This window comes from Streptosporangium sp. 'caverna' (genome assembly GCF_003203775.1).
Classification (GTDB): domain Bacteria; phylum Actinomycetota; class Actinomycetes; order Streptosporangiales; family Streptosporangiaceae; genus Streptosporangium; species Streptosporangium subroseum.
This window is the reverse complement of record NZ_CP029711.1, coordinates 10522354-10544175: the sequence shown is the minus strand read 5'-3', so window position 1 is coordinate 10544175 and position 21822 is coordinate 10522354. Positions and strand designations below refer to the sequence as shown.

Here is a 21822-nt window from a genome sequence, read left to right as displayed (position 1 = left end):
GTCACCCCGCCGGACAGATGTCACCCGGCCCGGGCCGGAGCGGGCTCGGTGGCGGACCGCACGGCCCCGTCGCCCGGGGTCGGAGGCGACCCCGGAGCGGTCCTGCCTAGATGTGGCCTTCGAGGTCGGCGAGGAGCAGGCGCTTGGGCTTGGCGCCCTTGATCTGCTGGACCACCTCGCCCCCCTTGTAGAGGTTGAGCGTCGGCAGGCCGAGGACCCCGTACTTGGCCGTGATCTCGGGGTATTCGTCGGCGTTGAGCTTGGCGATCGTGAGGCGGTCGCCGTACTCGGCCTCGATCTCCTCGAGGACGGGCGCGATCATCTTGCAGGGTCCGCACCAGTCGGCCCAGAAGTCGACCAGGACCGGCTTGTCGCTCTCCAGCACCTGCTCGGCGAAGTTCTCGGCGGTCAGTGTGATCATGATTCTCCTATTTTCCTCAGTACGCATCCGGGACAGGCCGTGGTCAGCTGTGCGGCCACCTCTGCCCGCCGGTTGAGCAGCGTGCGGATCTCGTCGTCGATCTCGGTCAGCTTGCGCTGGTAGACCGCCACCGACTCGGGGCAGGATCCTCCGGATTCGTGCCCGGCCCGCAGGCAGGCCACGAACGGCCGGGCGTCCTCCAGGGTGAACCCGACGCTGAGCAGCGAGCGGATCTCGGTGACGAGCTTGAGGTCGGCCTCGCCGTACTCCCGGTAGCCGTTGGCCGTCCGCCGCGCCACGATCATGCCCTGCTGCTCGTAGTAGCGCAGAGCCCGGGTGCTGACCCCGGCCCGTCGCGCGAGCTCCCCAATCCGCATTCGGCCCTCCCCTTGGCCTCACGATAAACGTTGACACCGACGTCAAGGTCAAGCACCTGCGACGATCCGGTTGTTCCTCCGTCTGCCGCTCCGTCGTCGCCGTGTCCGGCGACGGCCCTCGTCGCGGCGCCCTTCGCTGATTTCGCCATCGTGGGGCGAGCGGTCAGAACAGCTTCCAGCGCAGGACGTTGGGGTAGGCGATCTCCAGGCCGGGGGTCTCGGCGATGGCCCGCTCGGCGATCGCGGGGGTGAACTCGATGCGGAGCACCGCCTCCAGGTCGTCGCGGCGGTCGAAGGACATGCGCAGGTCGAGGCGCTGGGTGTGCCAGCCCTGACGGCTCCAGAACCTTTCGACGGACCTGGCCGAGTAGGCGGGGATGGACTGGCTGAACCAGCGGCCGAAGGCGCCGCGCGTGGGGTCCAGGTCGATCACGAAGGCCGCGCCGCCTCGCCGTACCACCCGGGAGAGCTCGGCCAGTCCCGGCTCGCAACCGGGGCCGAAGAAGTAGGCCCAGCGGGCGAAGGCCACGTCCACCGAGGCGTCGGCGAGCGGCAGCGCCTGAGCCGTGGCCGCGTGGATCTCGACGTTGGGCAGGGAACGGCAGCGCTGCCCGGCCAGCCGGACGAGGTCTTCGTGCGGCTCGACGCCGATCACGCGAGCGGCCGTGGCCGACAGGGACGGCAGGTGGTAGCCGGTGCCGCAACCGATGTCGAGGACGGTCGCCCCGATCCACGGCCGGATGGCCGCCATCGCGGCCTCGACCCGGCCCTCGGGGTCCACCGCGCGGTTCTCCACCTCATAGATCTGGGGGGTGTTCCAGATGTTGGGGCTGGGGATGGCGCCCTTCATGAACCGCGGCATGCCATTACCGTAGCGACGCTTGAACCGTTACAGGACCCTCGTCCTGACGATGTGATCTCCGATGCATCAGTGAGGCTGCACGCCACTCTTCTCCGGACGCGCTTAGGCTGGCAAACGTGAGTGAGCGAAGCGAGCGAGCCATCAGGCACGGCGGCGTTCGCGAATGCGGGCTCCGCGCCGTCTGGCGGGGAGGTTGTATGAGCGGGCGAGGCGAGCGGGTCAACGGGCACGGCGGCGTTCGCGAGCGTGTACTCCGAGCCGGAGACAAGGAAGCTGTATGAGTGCCATCCGAGTACCTGGGGCGAAGATCGCGCTGTCCACCGCGTCGGTGTACCCCGAACGCACCCCTGACGCCTTCGAGCTGGCCGCGCGGCTGGGATACGACGGCGTCGAGATCATGGTGGGCGCCGATCCCGTGAGCCAGGACGTCGATGTTCTGGAGCGACTGTCCGACCACTACCAACTGCCGATCCTGGCCATCCACGCGCCATGCCTGCTGGTCACCCAGCGAGTCTGGGGCAAGGACCCGTGGGCCAAGCTTCAACGGGCGCAGAAGGCCGCCGAGCGGGTCGGGGCCAGGACGGTCGTGGTGCATCCGCCGTTCCGCTGGCAGCGCGACTACGCACGCGATTTCGAGGTCGGCCTCGCCAGGATGCGCGACGAGACGGACGTGGTCTTCGCGGTGGAGAACATGTTCCCGCTGAAGGCCAGGGGCAACGAGGTCGTACCGTACTCACCCGACTGGAATCCGGTCGACTACGACTTCCCGCACGTCACGCTGGATCTCTCCCACACGGCGGTGTCCGGGTCCGACGCCCTGGAGATGTTCACCAAGCTCGGTGACCGGCTCGCCCACCTGCACCTGGCCGACGGCGTCGGGGTGCAGAACAAGGACGAGCACCTCGTTCCCGGCCGGGGTGGCCAGCCCTGCGCCCCGATCCTGGAGCGGATGGCGGGCAACGGCTACGACGGGCTGGTCGTGCTGGAGATCAACACGCGCAAGGCCGCCAGCCGTACGGAGCGGATCGACGATCTCACCGAGGCCCTCGCCTTCGCGCGCCTGCACCTCGCCGCGTCGACCAACGTGTGAGGTCGTCCGACGCGTGAGAGCCGACGGGTGAAGGCCGACGCGTGAGATCGGTGAACACGCGGGCGAACGGGTGAACCGTCTATCCGTAAGCAGGTAATCGAACCATCCGTAAATAAGAACGTGTCAGTCGAACCACCCGTAAGTTGGTCCGAATCATCCGTAAGTTGGAACGTGTCAGCTGAACCATCCGTAAGTTGGCGGCGCGCCGGCGAACGGCGGCGCGTGAGCCAACCGGCCGTAAGCGAGTAGGACATCAGCGAGCACGACATGACCGAACCTCCGCCGGAAGAGCCTGCGACGGTGGTCAAGAGGCGTCCGGGACGCAGGCCGGGGACGGCCGACACGCGGGGACAGATCCTCGCGGCGGCACGCGAGACCTTCTCCGAGAAGGGGTTCGACAAGGCCACCATCCGGGGCATCGCCCGCCAGGCGGGGGTGGACCCGGCGCTGGTCCACCACTATTTCACCAGCAAGGAGGGCATGTTCGTCGCGGCCATGGAGCTGCCGATCAGCCCCGAGAACGTCATCCCGACGATTCTCGCGGGGCCGCGTGAGGAGATCGGTGAGCGGCTGGTCCGGTTCATCCTGACGATGACCGCCGACGCCGAGGCCCGCCAGCCCGTGCTGGCGCTGGTCCGCACCGCGATGACCAACGAACGGATGGTCGTCATGATCCGCGAGTTCATGACGCAGGCGTTGCTGAACCGGGTCGCGGAGATCCTCGAGATCCCGCCGCTCCGGATGCAGGTGGCCTTCGCCCAGATGTTCGGCGTGGTCCTGATGCGGTACGTCGTCGAGCTCGAACCACTCGCCTCGATCGACATCGAGGAGCTGGTCGAGCTGCTCGCGCCCACGATCCAGCGCTATCTCGATCCGCCCCGGTGATCTCCCCTCCGGCGTGAAGACCGGAGCCCCGGCCCGTACCTCCGACCGCACGCACGGATGCCCGTGGCCTTCGGGCGGTCCTGGACGGCATGCAGCGGTATACAGAGCATTGTTCTGGGTACTGGTTTGACCGTATGGTGACTACGGACAACGCGATCTCGGCTCGGAGAGAAAGTTACTCACGGGTAGGATTGCTGATGACCCGTCGTCACCGTGGATGACCGGCGGTCGTACGCTGGCAGCCAACGCCGTCTTGGGAGGATCTGTGCTCTGGGTAGCGATCATCGGGCTGATCATGACAGCCGTCGCGGTCACGCTTGCCGCACGCCGTGTGCTGTTCCTCTACAGGCTCGCCACCATCGGGCCGGCCGCACCCGAGCGGATCGAGTACGCCAGGAAGAACGTCGGCGAGGAGATCAAGGCTCAGCTGGTCGAGGTCCTGGGGCAGAGGAAGCTGCTGAAGTGGACGGCCTCCGGCGTCGCGCACGCCTTCGTGATGTGGGCGTTCCTCATCCTGGCGACCGTCTACCTCGAGGCGTACGGCTCCCTGATCCAGGGCGCGGTCACCGGCACTCCCGACTTCCACATCCCGCTCATCGGGACATGGGCGGTCCTGGGCTTCCTGCAGGACTTCATCGCGGTCGCGGCCTTCCTGGGCCTGGTCGCCTTCGCGGTCATCAGGATCAAGAACTCGCCGAAGCGGCTGGGACGTAAGTCCCGCTTCTCGGGATCGCATCTCGGCGGCGCCTGGCTCGTCCTCTTCATGATCTTCAACGTGATCTGGACGATGCTCCTCTTCCGTGGTGCGGCGATCAACACCGGCAACCTTCCCTACGCGTCCGGGGCGTTCGCCTCCGAGGGCGTCGCCGCGCTGCTGAAGCCGCTGGGCGCCTCGGCCAACGAGGTGATCGAGCACGTCGGGCTGCTTCTGCACATCGGCGTCATGCTGGTGTTCCTCGTCATCGTGGTGAACTCCAAGCACCTGCACATCTTCACCGCTCCGCTGAACGTGATGTTCTCCCGCCGTCCCGACGGCATGGGCGCGGCGCAGCCGATGCGGATCGACGGCAAGATCGTCGACTTCGAGGACGAGGACCTCGACGGCGACAGGCTCGGCCGAGGCAAGATCGAGGACACCACCTGGAAGGGGTTCCTCGACTTCTACACCTGTACGGAGTGCGGTCGCTGCCAGGACCAGTGCCCGGCGTGGAACACCGACAAGCCGCTGTCGCCGAAGATGCTCATCCTGGAGCAGCGCGACCACGCCTTCAAGATCGCGCCGTACCTGATGGCCACCGAGGAGCAGCGCGCCGACCTGCACGAGGACGTGCTCTCCCTGCTGAACAAGCCCCTGGTCGGCGAGGACGGGGTCATCCACCCGGACGTGCTCTGGTCCTGCACCAACTGCGGCGCCTGCGTCGAGCAGTGCCCGGTGGACATCGAGCACATCGACCACATCCTCGACATGCGCCGCTACCAGGTGATGGTGGAGTCGAACTTCCCGTCCGAGGCCGGCGTCATGGTCAAGAACCTCGAGAACAAGGGCAACCCGTGGGGGATGTCCGAGATGAAGCGGGCCGACTGGATCGAGGAGCTCGCGAGCCGCGACGATCCGATCGAGATCCAGCTCATCGACGAGAAAATGCCCGAGGACACCGAATACCTGTTCTGGGTCGGCTGCGCGGGCGCCCTGGAGGACCGGGCCAAGAAGACCACCAAGGCGGTCGCGGAGCTGCTGCACATCGCGGGGGTCAAGTTCGCGGTGCTCGGCCCGATGGAGGCCTGCACCGGTGACCCGGCCCGCCGTCTGGGCATGGAGTTCCTCTTCGACATGCTGGCCAAGCAGAACATCGAGACGCTGAACGAGGCCGGGGTCAAGAAGATCGTCGCGACCTGCCCGCACTGCTTCAACACCCTCGCCAACGAATACCCGCAACTCGGCGGCACCTTCGAGGTCGTCCACCACACCCAGTTGCTGGCGAAGCTGGTGGACGAGGGCAAGCTCGTCCCGGTCATCCCGATCGAAGAGAAGATCACCTACCACGACCCGTGTTTCCTCGGCCGCCACAACAAGGTCTACTCCCAGCCGCGGGACATCATGGCCAAGGTCCCCGGCGTGCAGACCCAGGAGATGCACCGCCACAAGGACCGCGGCTTCTGCTGCGGCGCGGGCGGCGCGCGGATGTGGATGGAGGAGCGGCTCGGCAAGCGCATCAACACCGAGCGCGTGGACGAGGCGCTGACCACCGACCCGGACACGATCTCCACCGCGTGCCCGTTCTGCCTGGTCATGCTGGGTGACTCGATCAACGAGAAGAAGAGCTCGGGCGAGGCCAAGGAGACGCTGGAGGTCGTGGACGTCTCCCAGCTTCTGATCAAGTCCATCAAGGGTCAGCCGGTCGGAGCCTCCTGAGCCCCGGATCGATGACGGTCAGAACGCTCCGAACCCCGGCTTGACGGCGGTTCGGGGCGTTCTGAGTTCCGGCTCAATGGCGGTTCGAAGTGCTCTGAGCCCCGGCTCGACGGCGGTTCGGAGCGTTCTGATCCCCGGGCTCGACGGCGGTTCGGAGTGCCCTGAGTTCCGGTTCGACGGCGGTCGGATACGGCCCGTATTTTTCGCAGCCGTATCTGACATTCGGTCAAGTTTGCGGGAAAAGGACATCTGGTTCGAAAACCTTTCTCCACATAACGGGAAAATCACGGTAGCCTCAACGTCGCGTAGCTCATTCGACGGGGAGGGGGCGTGACGGTGCGCGCTGTTGTCACCGATGCCGAAGTGACCCTGGCCGATGTTCTGTCCCTTCGGCTGTCCATCGATGAACCGCTCACCGACGGCATGGAGCTGATCCTGCGTCACCGAGCCACCTCTCTCGAACGCCGGGTGGTGCTGGGCGCTCCGGGCGCCGAGGCGCGCGACGCCACGCTCGCGGTCTCGCTCGCGCCTCTGGAGCTCGGCCCCGGCCGCTGGGACACCTACCTCAAACATGACGGCACGCGCACGCGCCTGCCCAGCGTCGATCCCGGATTCTCCCTCGACCACCTCGACGCCTACGCGCTGAGCCGCCGCACCCTGGCCTACCGCGCCTACCGGACCCGTAACGGTTTCCTGGCCCTGAAGGTCGACGACGCCCTGCCGGCCGCCGAGGTCCGTTCCGTGTGGTTCCGGGAGGGCCGTTTCGAGGTCACCGGGCTGCTGGCCTTCACCGGTTTCGACGACGACGAGTCCCGGCACGAGGCACGGCTGGCGCTGCGCCACAGCTGGTCCGACGCCGAACTGAGTGCGATTGCAACGGTCCAGGGGGTCCGGTTTCACGCCGCGCTCTCCCTGTGCGACGTGCTCGACGCCGCACCCGAGCAACCCGGCACCTGGGAACCCTCCCTGCGGGTGGACGGCCTGGCCGCTCCGCTCCGCCTGGGCTCCCGGCTGGACGACGTGGACGGCAAGCGCCGCCGCCTGCACTACCCGGCCACGCAGATCGACGGGGTGCCGATCCGCCCCTGCTACACCGCGGACGACGAGCTCAGAATCGAAGTGGGCGGGTGAAGATCTGCCTGCTCATCCCCTCGGTCTACGGAATGCGCGGTGACGTCCGGTCCGTCGTCAACCTCGCGGGAGAGCTCGCGGAACGCCATGACGTCGAGATCCTCAGCGTACGGCGCCACAGGGAGAGACCCTTCTTCCCCGTGGAGCCCAGGGTGGAGCTGTCCTGGGTGGTCGACGCGCATCCCAACGTGCGCCGCCTGCTCCCGCGAGGTCAGATGAGCACCGAAGTCGCCCTGTGGCGGCGGCTGCGTACGCTCAAGGCCGACGTGCTCATCAGCACCCGGCCGGGACTGAGCGTCCAGGTGGCCAGGCACGCGCCGCGCGACATGGTGCGGATCGCGCGAGAGTGGGGCCGCCCGCCGGTGCCGGGGCCGATCAGGAAGTTCTATCCGCGCCTGGACGCGGTCGTCACCGCCACCGAGACGAGCCGCCAGGAGTGGGAGCTCCTGCTGAAGGGGAGCATCGGGGTCAGGCAGATCCCGGACGCGCTGCCCGCCGGGCCCTGGCCGCGTTCGCGGATGGACAACCGCATCGTCGCGGCGGGCGGACGCTGGGTGCCGGTGAAGGCCCACGACCGGCTGATCCGCGCGTTCGCCGTCGTCGCCGACAGGCGCCCCGACTGGCGGCTGCGCCTGTACGGCGGAGGCCCGGAGGAGAAGCGCCTGCGGGCCCTGGTCCAGGACCTGAACCTGCACAACCACGTCTACTTCATGGGAACGACCTCCGACCTGACCGGCGAGTTCGCCAAGGCGTCGATCGTGGCGACGACCTCCAGGGCGGAGGTGCTCGGGATGACCGTGATCGAGGCGATGGCCAGCGGGGTGCCGGTGATCGGGTTCGACAGCCCGCGAGGGCCGGGCGAGTTCGTGGCCGACGGTCACAGCGGGATTCTGGTCCCCGAGGGGGACGGTGAGATCGAGGCTTACGCGTCCGCGCTGCTCAAGCTCATCGACGACGAGCGCCGGCGCCGGGAGCTCGCGGCGGGGGCGCTGAAGGCCGCTGCCGTCCACGGGGCGTCCTCGGTGGCCGAGCAGTGGGAGAAACTGATCGCGGTCACTTCTCACCGTGTCTGACACGGGTACCGTTGGGACATGCATGGGTACAGCGGAGACAAGCAGGCCTATCTGACCCGGCTGCGTCGGATCGAGGGACAGATCAGGGGCCTGCAGCGGATGGTCGAAGAGGATGCCTACTGCATCGACGTGCTGACACAGGTGTCGGCCGCCACGCGCGCGCTCCAGGCGGTGGCCCTCGGTCTGCTGGAGGACCATATCGGCCACTGCGTGGCCGATGCCATCAACACCGGCGGCCCGGAGGCTGAGGAGAAGGTCAAGGAGGCGTCGGCGGCGATCGCCCGCCTCGTCAGGTCGTGACTAGTCACCGGACTATCTTTTCCGACCACGTCCCGGACTCCCCTGAGGAGTCCGGGACCAGATCGTCGAAACGGTTTTCCCAACGGCCTCAGCAGATCGCCGAAGCACTCAATCCGAGCGCGTTGTCGAGCTCCACCAAGGTGAGCGGCCGTTCGCTGATGGCGACGGCGGTAAGCACCTCGGCATAGAGCGCGATCTCGTCCAACGCGACACGGTCATGGACCCTAGAGTCCAGGTCGTCGTGCCCCACCGCGTCGTCCTTCCTTCCGCAGCCCACACCCACTTCGAGGTTACGGCGGGCGGTCTTTCGTGCCCATGGCCCATCGGGACCATTCCTTGCGCCGCCACCGTGCCCTCGGAAGGATCATTTCCCGATTGCGAGATCACAATTCAGGCAATTGTCCGATACCTGGGGAGCCAGAAGGCTATAGGGAGGGTAAGGATGAAATGACTCTATTTGTGGTTTAACCATGCTGGTGCCTGTCAGAAGGGACGCGGGTAGGTTCCTGACACTCCTGGGATGGGGTCGTCCCGTTCGTGCGTCAGGCGGTGCACGAGCGCGGAGGCCGTGGCGAACCCGCGGCCCGGCACCGCGGTCCCGGTGAGGCGGCACCACGCGAGCCCGGTGGCGTAGGCGGCGCCCAGAAGGGCCGCGGCCGCGGCCCGGTCGGGCGGGTGGAGCGCGGAGGGCAGCTCTCCCGAGCGCGGCCAGCACCCCCGCAGCGGGTGCGACGGGTCGCCGAGCACCACGTGGAGGATGTGGCGCAGCTCCGGATCCAGCCACGGATAGAGCCCGTCGGCCGCCCTGGGCGCGAACGCCGCCAGGTCGGCGGCGAGCAGCGAGGCGGCCACCGCCCGGGGGTCGGCGCCCTTGGGGGCGAGGAACGCCAGCGCCTGGACCAGGTCGTACATCGCGTGCTGGAAGTGCTCCCCCGGAGAGGAGTCCGGCAGCGTCACGTGAGGCGGGAGGCGGGAGAGCCATGCCTGCCGTACGGCGTCGTTGCCGTGATGGGCGACGGAGTGGTCCTGGGCGATCCGGCGGAGCAACGGGTCGAGCATGATCAGCAGGGCGTCCGCCCGGCGGCGGAACCTGGGGTCGTCCCGCACCGCGTCGGCGGTGTCGGCCATCAGCGCGACCAGCCGGAACGCGGCCTCGGGGTGCCCCGCCCTGACCCGCTCGCCGTACAGCGCGGCCAGGTCGTCCAGCGAGGCGGCGGGGAGCCAGCGGACCCACTCGTCGCCGGGCAACGGGCGGGCGAGGAACTCACCGAACATCGACAGCAGCACCTCGTTGCCGTCGAAGGCGGGGGCGTAGGCGCACCACATGAGGGTGCCCCAGATGGCGGCGACCGGGCTGGCCACCTCCTTGGCGAAGATCTCGGTGAACGACCCGGTGAGCGGGAAATCCTCCCTGCGCCTGCCGCGCTGGGCGATGACCAGGTCGCGGACCCGCTCGGTGATCTCGTAGGGCACGTCGGGGCCGATGAACCCCTGGACGGATCCCCGGTCGGTGGTGAAGTCGGGACCGGTGGGAACCAGGTGGGGCAGGATCATCGAGGTGACCTGGACGACCCGTGCCGCGGCGCGGAAGCCCCGGTCGACGGGTGGGGCGGTCAGGTGCCAGCGGCCGTCGGCCGGGTCCTGCCGGTACCACCTGGCGTGCGCGCCGAACAGCCAGCGCCCGCCGTCGGGGGCGGCCAGCGTGCGCAGCGCGATGGCCTGGGCGCGCGCGAGTGACGGGAGCGCCGCCCACCTGGGGTCGGCGACCATGGTGCGCACATCCCTCTCGATGGCGTCAAAACCGTCCCACTGCCACACGGCGGTCATGTTACCGATGGCTCGCGGGATCGTCAGCGATCGGTATCCCACCGGTGTCCTAAAGGACCGAATCAGCGCACAGCGGACATGCCGGTCGCGGCTCCGCGCCGGCGGTGGCTCTCGTGACGGGCGGGCGGCGGTCGCGGTTCTCAGGCCGGGGGGACGGCGACGGCGGCTCGGTGCCGCGCGGCCTTGGCCATGTAGGTGGCGGGGGTCCGGGCGAAGGAGTCGCGGTCGTCGTCGGTGAGCTCGCGGACGATCTTCGCGGGGACGCCCGCGACGAGCACCCCGGCCGGAATCTTCTTACCGGGGCTCACCAGGGCGCCTGCCGCGACCAGCGAGCCCGCGCCGATCCTGGCGCCGTTGAGCACGATCGCACCGATGCCGACGAGCGCGCCGGACTCCACGTGGGCGCCGTGCACCACGGCCCTGTGGCCCAGGCTCACCCGTGCTTCGAGCACGGTGGGCAGTCCGGGGTCGGTGTGCAGGCAGCACAGGTCCTGGATGTTGCATTCCTCCGCGACCTCGATGAACTCGTTGTCGCCGCGGAGAACCGCTCCGTACCAGACATTGGCGGCACGGCCCAGCCGTACCCGGCCGACGATCGTCGCGCCCGGGGCGACGTAGGCGTCGGGGTGGATCTGTGGGATCGCATCACCGTCGAGGGAGGCGATGTACGGCGTGGCGTTCATGAAACCGATGGTAAGGGGGGCGGGCCTGTCCGATATTTCCGCACGCGGTCATGCGTTCAGGTTGCGGACCGGGGCAGTAAGCAGGAAAGTCGTTACGTCTCCTTTCCCGCCACACGACCTCACCGGGCAGTGTCATGACAAACCAGCACGAGAGTTTTCCCGACCTGATGCATGAGGACTCGTTCGAGGTCGTCATGCGCGGCTACAGCCGTCGTCAGGTTCACGACTACATGAACCGCAACCGCAACCAGATCCGTGATCTTGAGGAGCGGCTCGCGCGCGCGATTGATCAGACAGAGCAGAGCCGGGTCGAGCTGTCCGAGGCTCGACGGAGGCTTTCCGATTCTCCGCAAGACTATGACGAGCTTGGACAGCGGCTCAGCCAGATTCTGAAGTTGGGCGAGGAGGAGGCCGCCTCCAAGAGGTCGGTCGCCGATCTTGAGGCCACCAAGCTCCGTGACGACGCCGCCATGGAGGCCGAGCGGCTGGTCACCTCCGCCCGGGAGCGGGCCGAGGGGATCCTGAACGCCGCCCAGCAGGAGGCCGAGCGACGGGTCGCCGAGGCCACCGCCGCCTCCGAGCAGATGTTCTCCCAGGCCACGCTGGCCTCCGAGCAGATGCTCTCCCAGGCGGGCGGGGATGCCGAGGAGACCCTCAACGCGGCGCGCAACGAGGCCGAGGAGACCCTGCGCAGCGCCCGCACCGAGGCCGACCGGATGGTCACGTCGGCCAGGAACGAGGCCGAGCGGATGGTCGAGGGCGCTCACTCCGAGGCCGAGGCCACCCTGAACAGCGCCAGGTCCGAGGCGGAGTCGACCGTGGCCTCCGCCAACGCCGAGGCCCACTCCACCCTGAACGCCGCCCAGCAGCGCGCCACCGCCCTGGACGAGACCACGGGCCGCAGGGTCTCCTATCTCACCGACACCCACCAGGAGGTCATGCGCCGCCTCCACGAGATGGGCGCCGTCCTGGGGGATCTGATCCACCGCGAGAGCTCCGCCGGCGAGCTGGTCGACGAGGCCTCGGTGCTCCCGGTGTTCCGTGTCCAGACGGCTGCCCTCCCGGTCCCCGCCGCTCCCGCGCAGGCCCAGGTTCCGGAGATCACGTCCGGCGCCGATCCTGACGCCTCGTTCGACGCCGAACCGGATGCCTCATCCGAGGTCGTGCACGTGACCGGTGGTCCGGAGGCCGCGTCCGACGTCTCGTCCGACATCGAGGCCGTCCGCGTGATCGTGGACGAGGACGACGAGAGGGACCAGAACCGCGACGACCAGGACACCCGGCACGTCGAGGTCTACGACGACACCGACACGAACCAGGGTCAGGCCGCGGGCAAGAACGACGAGGAGGCCGAAGAGGAGTACGCGGCCACCCGCCGCAGATAAGGCCTGCCCGCCGTACGGCGGCGGGGTCGGTCCGGACGACATGTCACATCCCGGCGACCCTCTGAGCCGGTGGGAAGGCGACGGGGCCGGTCCGGACGGCATGTCACATCCCGGGGCCCCTTTGAGCCGGTGGGAAGGCGACGGGATCGGCCGAGGCGACATGCCACGTCCCGATGACCCCCTGAGTCAATGAGAAGTCGGGCGGAAGCCCCCGCCCCCGATAGGGTCGGAGGCTTCCGCGATTGGGGGCCCGGCGCCGGGGCCGCGTGAGATCCGCAGACTCCGGCACCGGGCGGTCCATCAGGTATCCACGTCATCGGAACGTTCCTGTTGGTTGCGCAACCGCTCCTGGCTCTGCAGCCGCTCCCGTAGTTCGTCCGGGTCGTCCGCGTCGATGGTCATCGCACAGCCGAGGTCGCGCTGGGCGTCGGTCAGCGGGTGGTGGCGGGTAGCCCACCACCTGCCCGCGTCACTCCGCCAGATCGTCCAGTGGCGAAACTCCCGGGCGATCTCTGCGAGGTGTCGATCGAAGGACATCCATGCACCTTCCCCGCGCCCAGGCCCGTCTCTGTGACGTTCCACCTTCGACGGTGCGTCAGTTCTCTAGAGAAATCAATGATCGCGAGGGACAGGTCAACCTATCGGTTGACGGATGGCCTTGATCTATGAGTCGAAGTCGTACTGGAGTACATAAGAGGCGGAGTCGAGGACCATCTCGTTGACCTCGACGGGAACACCGGCCGCGGTGTAGGCGATCCTGGCGATCGCGATGACCGGAGTGCCGGCGGGGAGATCGAGTTGTACGGTCTCGTGGGGATGGGGCATGCGGGCGCGCACCTCCTCGGTGAAGTGCGCCGGGGCGTGACCGAGGTCGCCGAGGCGCGCGTAGACGCCTCCCGGTCCGGTGTTCTCCTGCGTGATCGGAGTGCCCTCGACCAGGTCGGCGGGGAAATGGGAGACGGCGAGCTGAACCGGCCGCCCGTCCACCGAGTAGCGTCGCCGCCGCACCCACACCTCGGTGCTGTTCAGCGCCCTGGCCACGAACTCCTCCGCGGTCTCCCTGTCGATGTTCACGTCGTCCACGGTGTAGGGGCGGCCTCTGGTGTCCGAATCCCAGATCGCCTGGCCGCGTTCCCACTGTTCGCGGGAGAGCCGTCGCGAGCCGTGCCGCCTGATGGGGCGGAACTGCCTGACGTACACTCCCGAGCCGCGTTTGGGCACGGCCAGTCCTTCGTTGATCAGTACGGACAGCGCCTGCCGGGCGGTCGCGCGGGCTATGCCGTACTGCACCATCAGGGCGTTCTCGCCCGGAAGCCGATCCCCGTCTTGGAGATCACCGGACAGGATCGCTTCGCGAAGTCCGTCGGCGATGCGCCGATAGATCGGAGGTTCGGGAGGTACGGGGGACTGCTGCACGTTCGATCACCCTCTGTCACCAACCGGGTTTGGCGTCTCCAGAGAACTTGCCCCGTCTTGTCCACGATCGCACAGATACGGAGGTTGGTAACGTGCTTCTTTTGGGAGAATCATGCCCTTGTGGCGATCTTCGGGGGTTTTCCCGGTCCGTTAACGTGGAACGGTCCCAGCCGCTATTCGAGAGGCCCACCATCGGCGCGTGACGATCGCGGCCAGTACGGCGCCCGCCGTATTGACCAGCACGTCGTCGACGGAGCTCACCCGGCCGAGGCGCAAGCCGTATTGGAGGAGCTCGACGATGAGCGAGGCGGCCGCCGCCACGCCCGCGATCCGGGTGAGTGAAGCGAACCGGGCCGAACGGACGGGCAGCATCGCGCCGAGTGCGGCGAAGACCAGCAGGTTGCCTCCCACCTGCACGAATGCCGTCCCGACCGGTCCTTGTAGCATCACTGACAGGTCCCTCAACGGGGTGAGGCTGAGGCTCGCTCCGCCCTTCCCCGGGGTGAGGATCATCCATATCCAGGGGGTGGTTCCGGTCACCATGATCACATCGGCGACGGCGGTACGGGTGGGGAACGGATGTCCGTTCCGGATGCGATGGAGCCTGAGAAAACACATACCAATGCAGGCGAACGGAATAGCTAAAACGGCCGCAATAATGATATTTCCCCATGCATTCCATGCCTGCTGCATGGGGTAATCATGCCGGGGTGTGGAGTTGCATCGAGGGATGTCCCGGGTTACGGGAAGGTGACCTTTAAGCAAGGGCTCTCGCCGGGGATTCGAGCCCCGCGTGCCGATACGCGTTCAGGGGGGTGCATGCCATGAGCGATCAGCCCGTTGACTCGGCTCGGCAGCCCGGCGCGATGTCCGGCCGTGATCCACACGAGCCTCACTGGACGGTCACCCGGCTGGAACTCTTCTTCGACCTCGTCTCCGTGGTCGCCATGGGGCAGGCGGTCGAGGGCCTCCACCACGCGATCATCGGAGGTCATGTTCTGGAAGGCGTGGCCGGGTACGCGGCGGCGTTCTTCGCCATCTGGTGGGCGTGGGTCAACTGGACATGGTTCTCGAGCGCCTTCGACAACGACGACACGATCTACCGGATCTCCGCCTTCGTGCAGATGTTCGGAGCCCTGGTCCTCGCCGCGGGGGTGGCACGGGCCTTCGAGGGGGATTTTGGCATCGCCGTGGGCGGCTATGCGGTCATGCGCCTCGCCCTGGCCGGTCAGTGGTTGCGCGCGGCGGCCACCAACCCGGGCATGCGCCCCATGGCCCTGCGATTCGCCGCCGGCATCGCCGGGGTCCAGATCCTCTGGATCGCCCGCCTCGCGGTTCCGGGTGTGTGGGCCGGGGTGGCGTTCGTCCTGCTCTGCCTGGTCGAAATGGTCATTCCGTGGTGGGCAGAACGGGAAAGGATCACCCCCTGGCACCCGCGCCACATCGCCGAGCGCTACATGCTCTTCAGCGTGATCGTGCTGGGTGGGACGGTGTTCACCTCGATGATCGAGGTCAGCTCGGGGGTGACGGCCGGCGCCCCCTTCTTGATGATGATCCTCGTGGGTGTCAGCGGACTCGCCGTCGTGTGCTCGATGTGGTGGCTCTACAACGCCCGGCCCGCCCCTCGCCTCCTCTACGACAACCGTCAGGCCTTCATCTGGAGCTACGGTCACTACTTCGTCTTCGCCTCGATCGCCGCCTTCGGCGCCGGTTTCGCGGCGATCGTCGATCTCAAGATCGGCCCGTTGAGCGACTTTCCCGTGATGGCCGTCAGATGGGCCGTCGCGATTCCGGTGGCCCTCTTCCTGATCAGCGTCTGGTTCGTCCATATCCGGCCGCACCGTCCCCGCTCCGCCCACAGCGCCTCGTATCTGGTGGCGGCCCCGCTGATCCTGCTCGTCGTGTTCACGCCCACGCCGCTGGAGCTGACCGCCCTGATCATGATCGGCACCGTCTTCGCCACGGAGCTCACTCGGGGTGACCCCTGATTCCCCGGCCGGTGAGGCCGCCGGGTGAAGCACCGCCTGGGACCAGGCGTCCGTGCTCCAGCACGGCTCGATGCTTCGATATTTGGCGATACCGGATGATAGAAGGGTTGTAAGTAACTAACCCGGAGATGATCAGTGGCCATCAGCCGCGCGGAGTGCGTCGCACTCGACGTTGACGATCCCATCAAGCACTTCAGGGACGAGTTCGTCCTGCCCGACGGAACGATCTATCTGGTCGGCAACTCCCTCGGCGCCCCGCCGAGGACCACCATGGCCGCGGTGACGCGGACCGTGGAGGAGGAGTGGGCGGGACGCCTGGTCGGCGGCTGGAACGTCTCCGGCTGGTACGACCTGCCCCTGACCACCGGTGACCGGCTCGCCCCGCTGATCGGCGTGGGTCCCGGCCAGGTCGTGGTGGGCGAGAGCACCTCGATCGCGATCGTCAAGGCCGTCTCCGCGGCACTGGGTCTCCGCCCGGACCGCCGCGTGATCATCTCCGACCTGGCCAGCTTCCCGACCGACCGGTACATGGTCGAGGGCCTGGCCAAGGCGCTGGGCGGCTACGAGATTCGCGACCTCCGTGACGGCGAGGACCTCGGCGAGGCGCTCTCCGGCGCGCTCTCGGACGAGGTCGCGTGCGTGCTCCTGTCGCAGGTGGACTACCGGACGGGGGCCCGCCACGACACGGCCGCGGTGACCGCGCAGGTCCAGGCGTCGGGCGCGCTGATGATCTGGGACCTGTGCCACAGCGCCGGGGCCATGCAGGTGGACATGTCCGAGGCCGACTTCGCCGTCGGATGCACCTACAAATATCTCAACGGCGGCCCGGGGGCCCCGGCGTTCATCTACGTCCACCCCCGTCACCAGGCCGAGGCGGAGCACATGCTGACCGGCTGGCACGGTCATGCGGCGCCGTTCGCGTTCGAGCCCGGCTTCCGTCCCGCCGACGGCATCCGGCGCTTCACCGTGAGCACCCCGCACGTGCTGTCCTACGCCCCGCTCAACGCGGCGCTGGACATCTGGGAGCGGGTGGACCTGGCCGCGGTGCGCGCCAAGAGCATGGCGCTGACCTCGCTCTTCATCGACCTGGTCGAGGACTTCTGCGCGCCGTACGGCCTCACGCTGATCTCCCCTCGCGACCCGGAGCGCCGCGGCAGCCAGGTCGGGTTCAGCCACCCCGAGGGCTACCCGATCATGCGCGCCCTGATCGACCGCGGCGTGCACGGCGACTTCCGCGCCCCCGACGTGCTCCGGTTCGGCTTCGCGCCGCTCTACATCCGGTTCGCCGACGTCTACGACGCGGCCGCGACCCTGGCCGAGGTCCTGGAGAAGGAGCACTGGCGCGACGAGCAGTATCGGCAGCGCCTCGCCGTCACCTGAGGACGGGTCTCCGTCCTCAGGTGCGTCGTCGCCCGGGGAGGCCGGATCTCTCCGGAGCCGTACCGGCGGAACACGTCATCGAATGGTTCGTCACTTGTCCCACAGCCGGTGTCCCCTGAACATCGGGTGCGTGGTCTCCCAGTACTTCCAGCCTTCGACCCTCGCGGGAACGTTGGCTATTCCGGCGGTAATCTTGTACGCGTCGCAGGTGGTGACCCTGTGCCACGCCGTGAAGCCCATTCTGTAGCCGAAGACGCGGTACCACATGTTGCCGTACATTCCCGCGGTGATCGGCTGGGTGTACTGGTGCCCGGTCTCGACGATGTACTCCTCGGCGAGCAGGGGGCTGTCCATGTCCCGGATCCGGAACAGCCGCCTGGCCGCGCGGACCACGTTCGCCCTGTTGACCACGTCGTCCGAGGTGACCTCTCTCTCCCTGGTGCTCTCCTCGTTCCTCTCCACCTCGGGATTGAACTCGTGCTCGAGCTCGATCTCGGCGTACACGCGGTGCTGCCGGTTGACCGACACGTTCATCTCCCCGCCGGGACCGTCGATGAAGCGGGTGCGAGGAACGAAGAAGTTTCTCGGCCGGGCGTAGTGGAACCTGAAGAAGATCTTCGGCCTGCATATCCTCCTGTGCCTGTTCCCCGTGAGGTTGGCTGTGGAGGTGGATCTGGCGGTGACGGTGACGGTGGGAGTGGGGGTGGGAGTGGGCTGCAGGCGGGAGCTGACCGGTGCGGACGCCTGCCCATCGAGCGACGGGGAGGCGACGGCGGAGGCGGACAGAGTGGCGGCAAGGGTCACGGAGAGGGAGCCGGCGAGGGTCAGCGTCGCCAGGCCCTTGTAGGACCGGCCGTCCTTCGGCCGGGTGCGCGTGCCTGCGGAATCCATTCGGGAGTTAGGCGTGGACATAGTTACCATTCCTTTCGGAACGCGGCCCTTGCCGCGACTAACCCGCTGACCGCAACACGGTCCATACCTGTGATCCGGGCAACTCAGCGTGACAATACAGATACTTACAGTCACAATGGCTGACTCTGGGACGCCACGCCGATGCGGAGTCCACTTGGCAGGGAAAGCACCGGTTAAGAGACGACGGCGCCAATTGGCCACTGGCCTACGGGCTGCCGCCACAAGTCCAATTCCGCCGAATGCGTCTGGATATGACCGGCGGGAAGCTCCGGCATTGCGAGCGATCACCCTGGGTTAATCGTGGAGCCCACGCGGGAATTAGGCCGATCTGGGACTATTTCCCGCAGTTCTGGATCTCTCCGAACTCTCGCCGATAATGGCGAGATATGTGTGCAAAGCGGAATTGGTCGGTTCGGGGCGCGGAATGCTAGCCGGTGGCGTCAAGCTTGGCGATGAGCTTCTTGGGGGCGATCGCCCGGTAGCTCTCCTCGACCCAGTCGAGCAGCACTTCCGTCTCCGGCAGCTCGCCCATCAGCGGGATCGTCACCCATCCCGCCTTGCCGAGCCCGTATCCCGAGGGTTTGACGCCCTCGACGGCAAGCGCGTGGCCGTTGGACTCCGGCAGCTTCACCCCGGCGCTCGGGCTCCACTTCTCGGTCGGCTCCTCGATGCCGAGGAAAAGGAAAATCTTCTTGTTGACCTTGATGACGGTCTCACCCCACGGGTGGTCCTCGTAGGCCTCCGGCATACCGAGTGCGAACTCGCGCAGCGTCTGACGGACCTCACGCCACTTATCCATGCGGCACATTGTGCTCCGGGGCACCGACATTTGTGCGCCAGCGGTCGAGCACCCGGTCGATGGCCACCCGGATCCGTTCCCTGGCCTCGGCCCGGGGCACCCCGGACATCAGCAGCCGGTCGTAGTCGGTGTCGAGGTGCCGCACCGAGGCGACCACGGCCAGCGTGATCGCGTTCGCGTCGAACACCTTGGCGGCGGCGGTCCGGCCCACCCGGCCGCTGCTTCTCTGGCCGGCGTGCCGGGCGATGCCCTCGGCCCGCTCGGGCGGGCAGCCGGGGAACATCCGGGTGATCTCCACGGCCATCGCGGCCTGGAACTCCACGTCCTCCCCGGCCCGCCGTTCGCGATCGCGCTCCCGGCGGCGCAGCCGTACCTCCTCGTCGGCCAGGCACCGCTCCTCGGCCAGCTCCAGCGCGGCCTCCTCGACCAGGACGCCCAGCCGCTCGTAACGCTTGCGCCGAGCGTTGAACCGGACCACCACGGCGGCCAGCCCGCTCTCCTTCTTCGCGCGGCGGCTGAGCGCCGCGTCACCCGCGGGCAGGAGAACCAGATGGTCCATGTCCGCGCAGGTCAGGCAGTGTGACCCGGCGTTCTCCATGATCAGGTAAGGGCCGGTGCCGCCGCAGCCCACGCACTCCCAGTCCTTCGGCGGCTCGACCACCACCAGGTCGGGGGCCTTGCTCTGCCGCTCGGTGAGCTGCCGTCGCCGGGCCTCGCTCAGATCCGGTGAGATCCAGTGGACGCGGAAGGCGCCGTCGTCCCCCTCGGCGACGAATCGCAGCTCACCGCGGTCACGGCTGCCCGAGACGTACGGGGTCTCGCTGGGGGTGAGCCCCTTGGCCAGCGCCCAGCGCCGGAGCATCGCCACCGCGTCGACCATCTTGGCGCCGTCCACGGCCGCGAGATCCTCCAGCGCGGACGCCCTGCCCTGCCGCCAGACGTCCACGTGCCTGGCGTACAGCCAGCCGACTCCCGTCAGCACGTCGATCGCGGTCACGAACTTTCTCTGGGCGAGAGCGGCCTCCGCCGCCTCCACGATCCGGCGCTCGAGTTTGCTCACGCCAACAGCTTGCCGTATCCGGCCCGCTCAGGGACGCGGGATGTTCCGCAGGTTGGCCCTCGCCATATCGATCATGCGCCCCACCCCGCCCGTCAGCACGATCTTGCTCGCGGCCAGGGCGAACCCCTTCACCTGCCGCCGGGTGATGTGCGGCGGCATGGAGAGCACGTCCGGGTCGGTGACCACGTCCAGGAGATACGGGCCGGACGTCGCGAAGGCCGTGGCCAGGGCCTCCCGGACGTCCGAGGGACTCTCCACGCGCAGGGCCCCGATGCCCATCGCGGCGGCGATCGCCGCATAGTCGACGGGTGCGTGGTCGGTGCCGAAGTCGGGCATCCCGTCGACCAGCATCTCCAGTTTCACCATGCCGAGCGAGGAGTTGTCGAACACCACGATCTTCACCGGCAGGTCGTGCAGCCGTACGGTCAGCAGCTCCCCGAGGAGCATGCCGAGCCCGCCGTCGCCGGAGATCGAGACGACCTGCCTTCCGGGGGCGGCGAACTGCGCGCCGATGGCGTGCGGGAGCGCGTTGGCCATGCTCCCGTGCAGGAAGGAGCCGATGATGCGACGGCGTCCGTTGGGGCTGAGATAGCGGGCGGCCCAGACGTTGCACATGCCGGTGTCCACGGTGAACACCGCGTCGTCGGCGGCCAGCTCGTCCACAAGATCCGCGACGTATTCGGGGTGGATCGGGACGTGGTGCTCGATGTCGTGGGTGTACGCCTCCACGACGGTCTCCAGCGTCTTCAGGTGCTTGGCCAGCATCCTGTCGAGATAGCGGCGGTTCGTCTTCTGTGCGACCCCGGGCAGCACCGCGCGGATCGTCTCGCCGGCATCGCCGTGTACGGCCAGCGCCAGCGGGGTCCTGCGGCCCAGCCGCGCGGGGTCGTGGTCGATCTGGACCGTGTTCCCGCCCGGCAGGAAGTTGTCGTAGGGGAAGTCGGTGCCGACGAGCACCACCAGGTCGGCCTCGTGCATGGCCTCGTAGCACGCGCCGTACCCGAGCAGCCCGCTCATCCCCACGTCGTACGGGTTGTCGTACTGGATCCACTCCTTGCCGCGCAGCGCGTGCCCGACCGGGGCCAGCGTGCGGGCGGCCAGTCTCATGACCTCCTCACGCGCGTGGCGCACCCCGGCGCCGCAGAACAGCATCACCTTCTCCGCGCGGTTCAGCGCCGCGGCCAGCTCGGCGACCTGGACGGCCGGGGGCACGAGCGTGCCCCGGCGGGTGAGGAGGTCGTGGTGGCCGGTGTCGTGCACGGCCGTCTGCTGAGCCACGTCACCGGGAAGCACCACGACAGAGACGCCGCCGCGGCTGATCGCGGTCTGTACGGCGATGCGCAGCACCCGGGGCATCTGCTCGGCCGTACCGATCATCTCGCAGAAGTGACTGCACTCCACGAACAGGCGCTCGGGGTGGGTCTCCTGGAAGAATTCCGTGCCGATCTGCGCGCTGGGGATGTGCGAGGCCAGCGCGAGCACCGGGGCACCGCTGCGGTGGGCGTCGTAGAGTCCCTGGATCAGATGGGTGTTGCCCGGCCCGCAGCTGCCCGCGCAGACCGCCAGGCGACCGGTGACCTGTGCCTCGGCCGCGGCGGCGAACGCCCCCGCCTCCTCGTTGCGCACGTGCACCCACTCGATGCCGTCGATCCTGCGAATCGCGTCCACCACCGGATTCAGGCTGTCGCCCACCACCCCGTAGATCCGCTCCACCCCGGCCTGGCGTAACACCCCGATGAACTGCTCGGCAACGGTGCCCATGCTCGCCCACCTCCCCCTCGTCTGTCGCGTCATCGGGGTATCTCACCGGATCGCGGCGA

The 21822-nt window shown here is 68.1% G+C and carries 22 protein-coding genes; 9 read left to right on the top strand and 13 right to left on the bottom strand.

Annotation, left to right across the window (positions count from 1 at the left end; genetic code table 11):
* Window positions 1-106 precede the first annotated feature (106 nt).
* From trxA to DKM19_RS45560, 3 genes are all read right to left on the bottom strand, one after another.
* Window positions 107-421 carry a thioredoxin gene (trxA, locus tag DKM19_RS45570; RefSeq protein ID WP_110704840.1) on the bottom strand — a complete coding sequence of 105 codons (315 nt, stop codon included), beginning with the start codon at window positions 419-421 and terminating at the stop codon, window positions 107-109.
* A complete protein-coding gene (locus DKM19_RS45565) occupies window positions 418-798 on the bottom strand; it encodes a MerR family transcriptional regulator (protein WP_110704839.1) in 381 nt (126 codons plus the stop codon). The genes trxA and DKM19_RS45565 overlap by 4 nt, the downstream gene beginning before the upstream one ends.
* Before the next feature lie 163 nt (window positions 799-961).
* Entirely contained in the window at window positions 962-1660 is a 699-nt protein-coding gene (locus DKM19_RS45560) for a class I SAM-dependent methyltransferase (protein ID WP_110704838.1), read from the bottom strand.
* A 277-nt stretch (window positions 1661-1937) separates the two neighbouring features.
* Between DKM19_RS45560 and DKM19_RS45555 the strand changes: the two genes are divergently transcribed.
* The 6 genes from DKM19_RS45555 to DKM19_RS45530 all read left to right on the top strand — a co-directional run bounded on the left by DKM19_RS45555 (window position 1938) and on the right by DKM19_RS45530 (window position 8552).
* Entirely contained in the window at window positions 1938-2750 is an 813-nt protein-coding gene (locus DKM19_RS45555) for a sugar phosphate isomerase/epimerase (protein ID WP_089210073.1), read from the top strand.
* Between the two features lie 267 nt (window positions 2751-3017).
* Window positions 3018-3635, top strand: a complete 618-nt coding sequence (locus DKM19_RS45550; RefSeq protein WP_110704837.1) for a TetR family transcriptional regulator — start codon at window positions 3018-3020, stop codon at window positions 3633-3635.
* Between the two features lie 265 nt (window positions 3636-3900).
* A complete protein-coding gene (locus tag DKM19_RS45545) occupies window positions 3901-6048 on the top strand; it encodes a heterodisulfide reductase-related iron-sulfur binding cluster (protein WP_110704836.1) in 2148 nt (715 codons plus the stop codon).
* Window positions 6049-6378: 330 nt separating this feature from the next.
* The gene (locus DKM19_RS45540; protein ID WP_239513949.1) at window positions 6379-7179 is read left to right on the top strand and encodes a hypothetical protein; all 801 of its coding nucleotides are present in this window, start codon (window positions 6379-6381) and stop codon (window positions 7177-7179) included.
* Window positions 7176-8252: a glycosyltransferase gene (locus tag DKM19_RS45535; RefSeq protein ID WP_110704835.1), complete on the top strand. Its 1077-nt coding sequence runs from the start codon at window positions 7176-7178 to the stop codon at window positions 8250-8252. Before DKM19_RS45540 ends, DKM19_RS45535 begins: the two co-directional genes overlap by 4 nt.
* An 18-nt stretch (window positions 8253-8270) precedes the next feature.
* The gene (locus DKM19_RS45530) at window positions 8271-8552 is read left to right on the top strand and encodes a metal-sensitive transcriptional regulator (protein WP_089210077.1); all 282 of its coding nucleotides are present in this window, start codon (window positions 8271-8273) and stop codon (window positions 8550-8552) included.
* A gap of 88 nt (window positions 8553-8640) precedes the next feature.
* Here DKM19_RS45530 and DKM19_RS51395 read toward each other — a convergent pair whose 3' ends face one another.
* The 3 genes from DKM19_RS51395 to DKM19_RS45515 all read right to left on the bottom strand — a co-directional run bounded on the left by DKM19_RS51395 (window position 8641) and on the right by DKM19_RS45515 (window position 11062).
* On the bottom strand, window positions 8641-8802 hold the full coding sequence (locus tag DKM19_RS51395; protein WP_204358528.1) for a hypothetical protein: 162 nt from the start codon (window positions 8800-8802) through the stop codon (window positions 8641-8643).
* Between the two features lie 233 nt (window positions 8803-9035).
* Window positions 9036-10379 carry a hypothetical protein gene (locus DKM19_RS45520; RefSeq protein WP_110706448.1) on the bottom strand — a complete coding sequence of 448 codons (1344 nt, stop codon included), beginning with the start codon at window positions 10377-10379 and terminating at the stop codon, window positions 9036-9038.
* 140 nt (window positions 10380-10519) lie between these two features.
* Entirely contained in the window at window positions 10520-11062 is a 543-nt protein-coding gene (locus tag DKM19_RS45515; RefSeq protein WP_110704833.1) for a gamma carbonic anhydrase family protein, read from the bottom strand.
* A gap of 134 nt (window positions 11063-11196) precedes the next feature.
* Here DKM19_RS45515 and DKM19_RS45510 point away from each other — a divergent pair, with 134 nt between their 5' ends.
* Window positions 11197-12447, top strand: coding sequence for a hypothetical protein (locus DKM19_RS45510; protein ID WP_110704832.1), 1251 nt, complete (start codon window positions 11197-11199; stop codon window positions 12445-12447).
* Window positions 12448-12747: 300 nt separating this feature from the next.
* Here the strand turns inward: DKM19_RS45510 and DKM19_RS45505 are convergent, their stop codons facing one another.
* The 3 genes from DKM19_RS45505 to DKM19_RS45495 form a co-directional block, all read right to left on the bottom strand.
* Window positions 12748-12984: a hypothetical protein gene (locus DKM19_RS45505; protein ID WP_110704831.1), complete on the bottom strand. Its 237-nt coding sequence runs from the start codon at window positions 12982-12984 to the stop codon at window positions 12748-12750.
* 126 nt (window positions 12985-13110) lie between these two features.
* Window positions 13111-13863, bottom strand: a complete 753-nt coding sequence (locus DKM19_RS45500) for a GntR family transcriptional regulator (RefSeq protein ID WP_110704830.1) — start codon at window positions 13861-13863, stop codon at window positions 13111-13113.
* A gap of 150 nt (window positions 13864-14013) precedes the next feature.
* Window positions 14014-14556, bottom strand: coding sequence for a VanZ family protein (locus DKM19_RS45495; RefSeq protein ID WP_110704829.1), 543 nt, complete (start codon window positions 14554-14556; stop codon window positions 14014-14016).
* Window positions 14557-14687: 131 nt separating this feature from the next.
* Here DKM19_RS45495 and DKM19_RS45490 point away from each other — a divergent pair, with 131 nt between their 5' ends.
* Window positions 14688-15851 (top strand): low temperature requirement protein A, encoded by a 1164-nt coding sequence (locus DKM19_RS45490; protein WP_110704828.1) that lies wholly within the window; start codon window positions 14688-14690, stop codon window positions 15849-15851.
* Between the two features lie 135 nt (window positions 15852-15986).
* Window positions 15987-17231 carry a kynureninase gene (kynU, locus tag DKM19_RS45485; RefSeq protein ID WP_110704827.1) on the top strand — a complete coding sequence of 415 codons (1245 nt, stop codon included), beginning with the start codon at window positions 15987-15989 and terminating at the stop codon, window positions 17229-17231.
* A gap of 90 nt (window positions 17232-17321) precedes the next feature.
* On the opposite strand, the gene DKM19_RS52855 is transcribed toward kynU, so the two are convergent.
* The 4 genes from DKM19_RS52855 to DKM19_RS45465 all read right to left on the bottom strand — a co-directional run bounded on the left by DKM19_RS52855 (window position 17322) and on the right by DKM19_RS45465 (window position 21763).
* Window positions 17322-18143, bottom strand: a complete 822-nt coding sequence (locus DKM19_RS52855) for a hypothetical protein (protein WP_162642261.1) — start codon at window positions 18141-18143, stop codon at window positions 17322-17324.
* Between the two features lie 427 nt (window positions 18144-18570).
* On the bottom strand, window positions 18571-18942 hold the full coding sequence (locus tag DKM19_RS45475) for an MmcQ/YjbR family DNA-binding protein (RefSeq protein ID WP_204358527.1): 372 nt from the start codon (window positions 18940-18942) through the stop codon (window positions 18571-18573).
* The gene (locus DKM19_RS45470) at window positions 18935-20002 is read right to left on the bottom strand and encodes a DUF2293 domain-containing protein (RefSeq protein WP_239513947.1); all 1068 of its coding nucleotides are present in this window, start codon (window positions 20000-20002) and stop codon (window positions 18935-18937) included. The genes DKM19_RS45475 and DKM19_RS45470 overlap by 8 nt, the downstream gene beginning before the upstream one ends.
* 27 nt (window positions 20003-20029) lie before the next feature.
* Entirely contained in the window at window positions 20030-21763 is a 1734-nt protein-coding gene (locus DKM19_RS45465; protein WP_110704824.1) for a pyruvate dehydrogenase, read from the bottom strand.
* Window positions 21764-21822 lie beyond the last annotated feature (59 nt).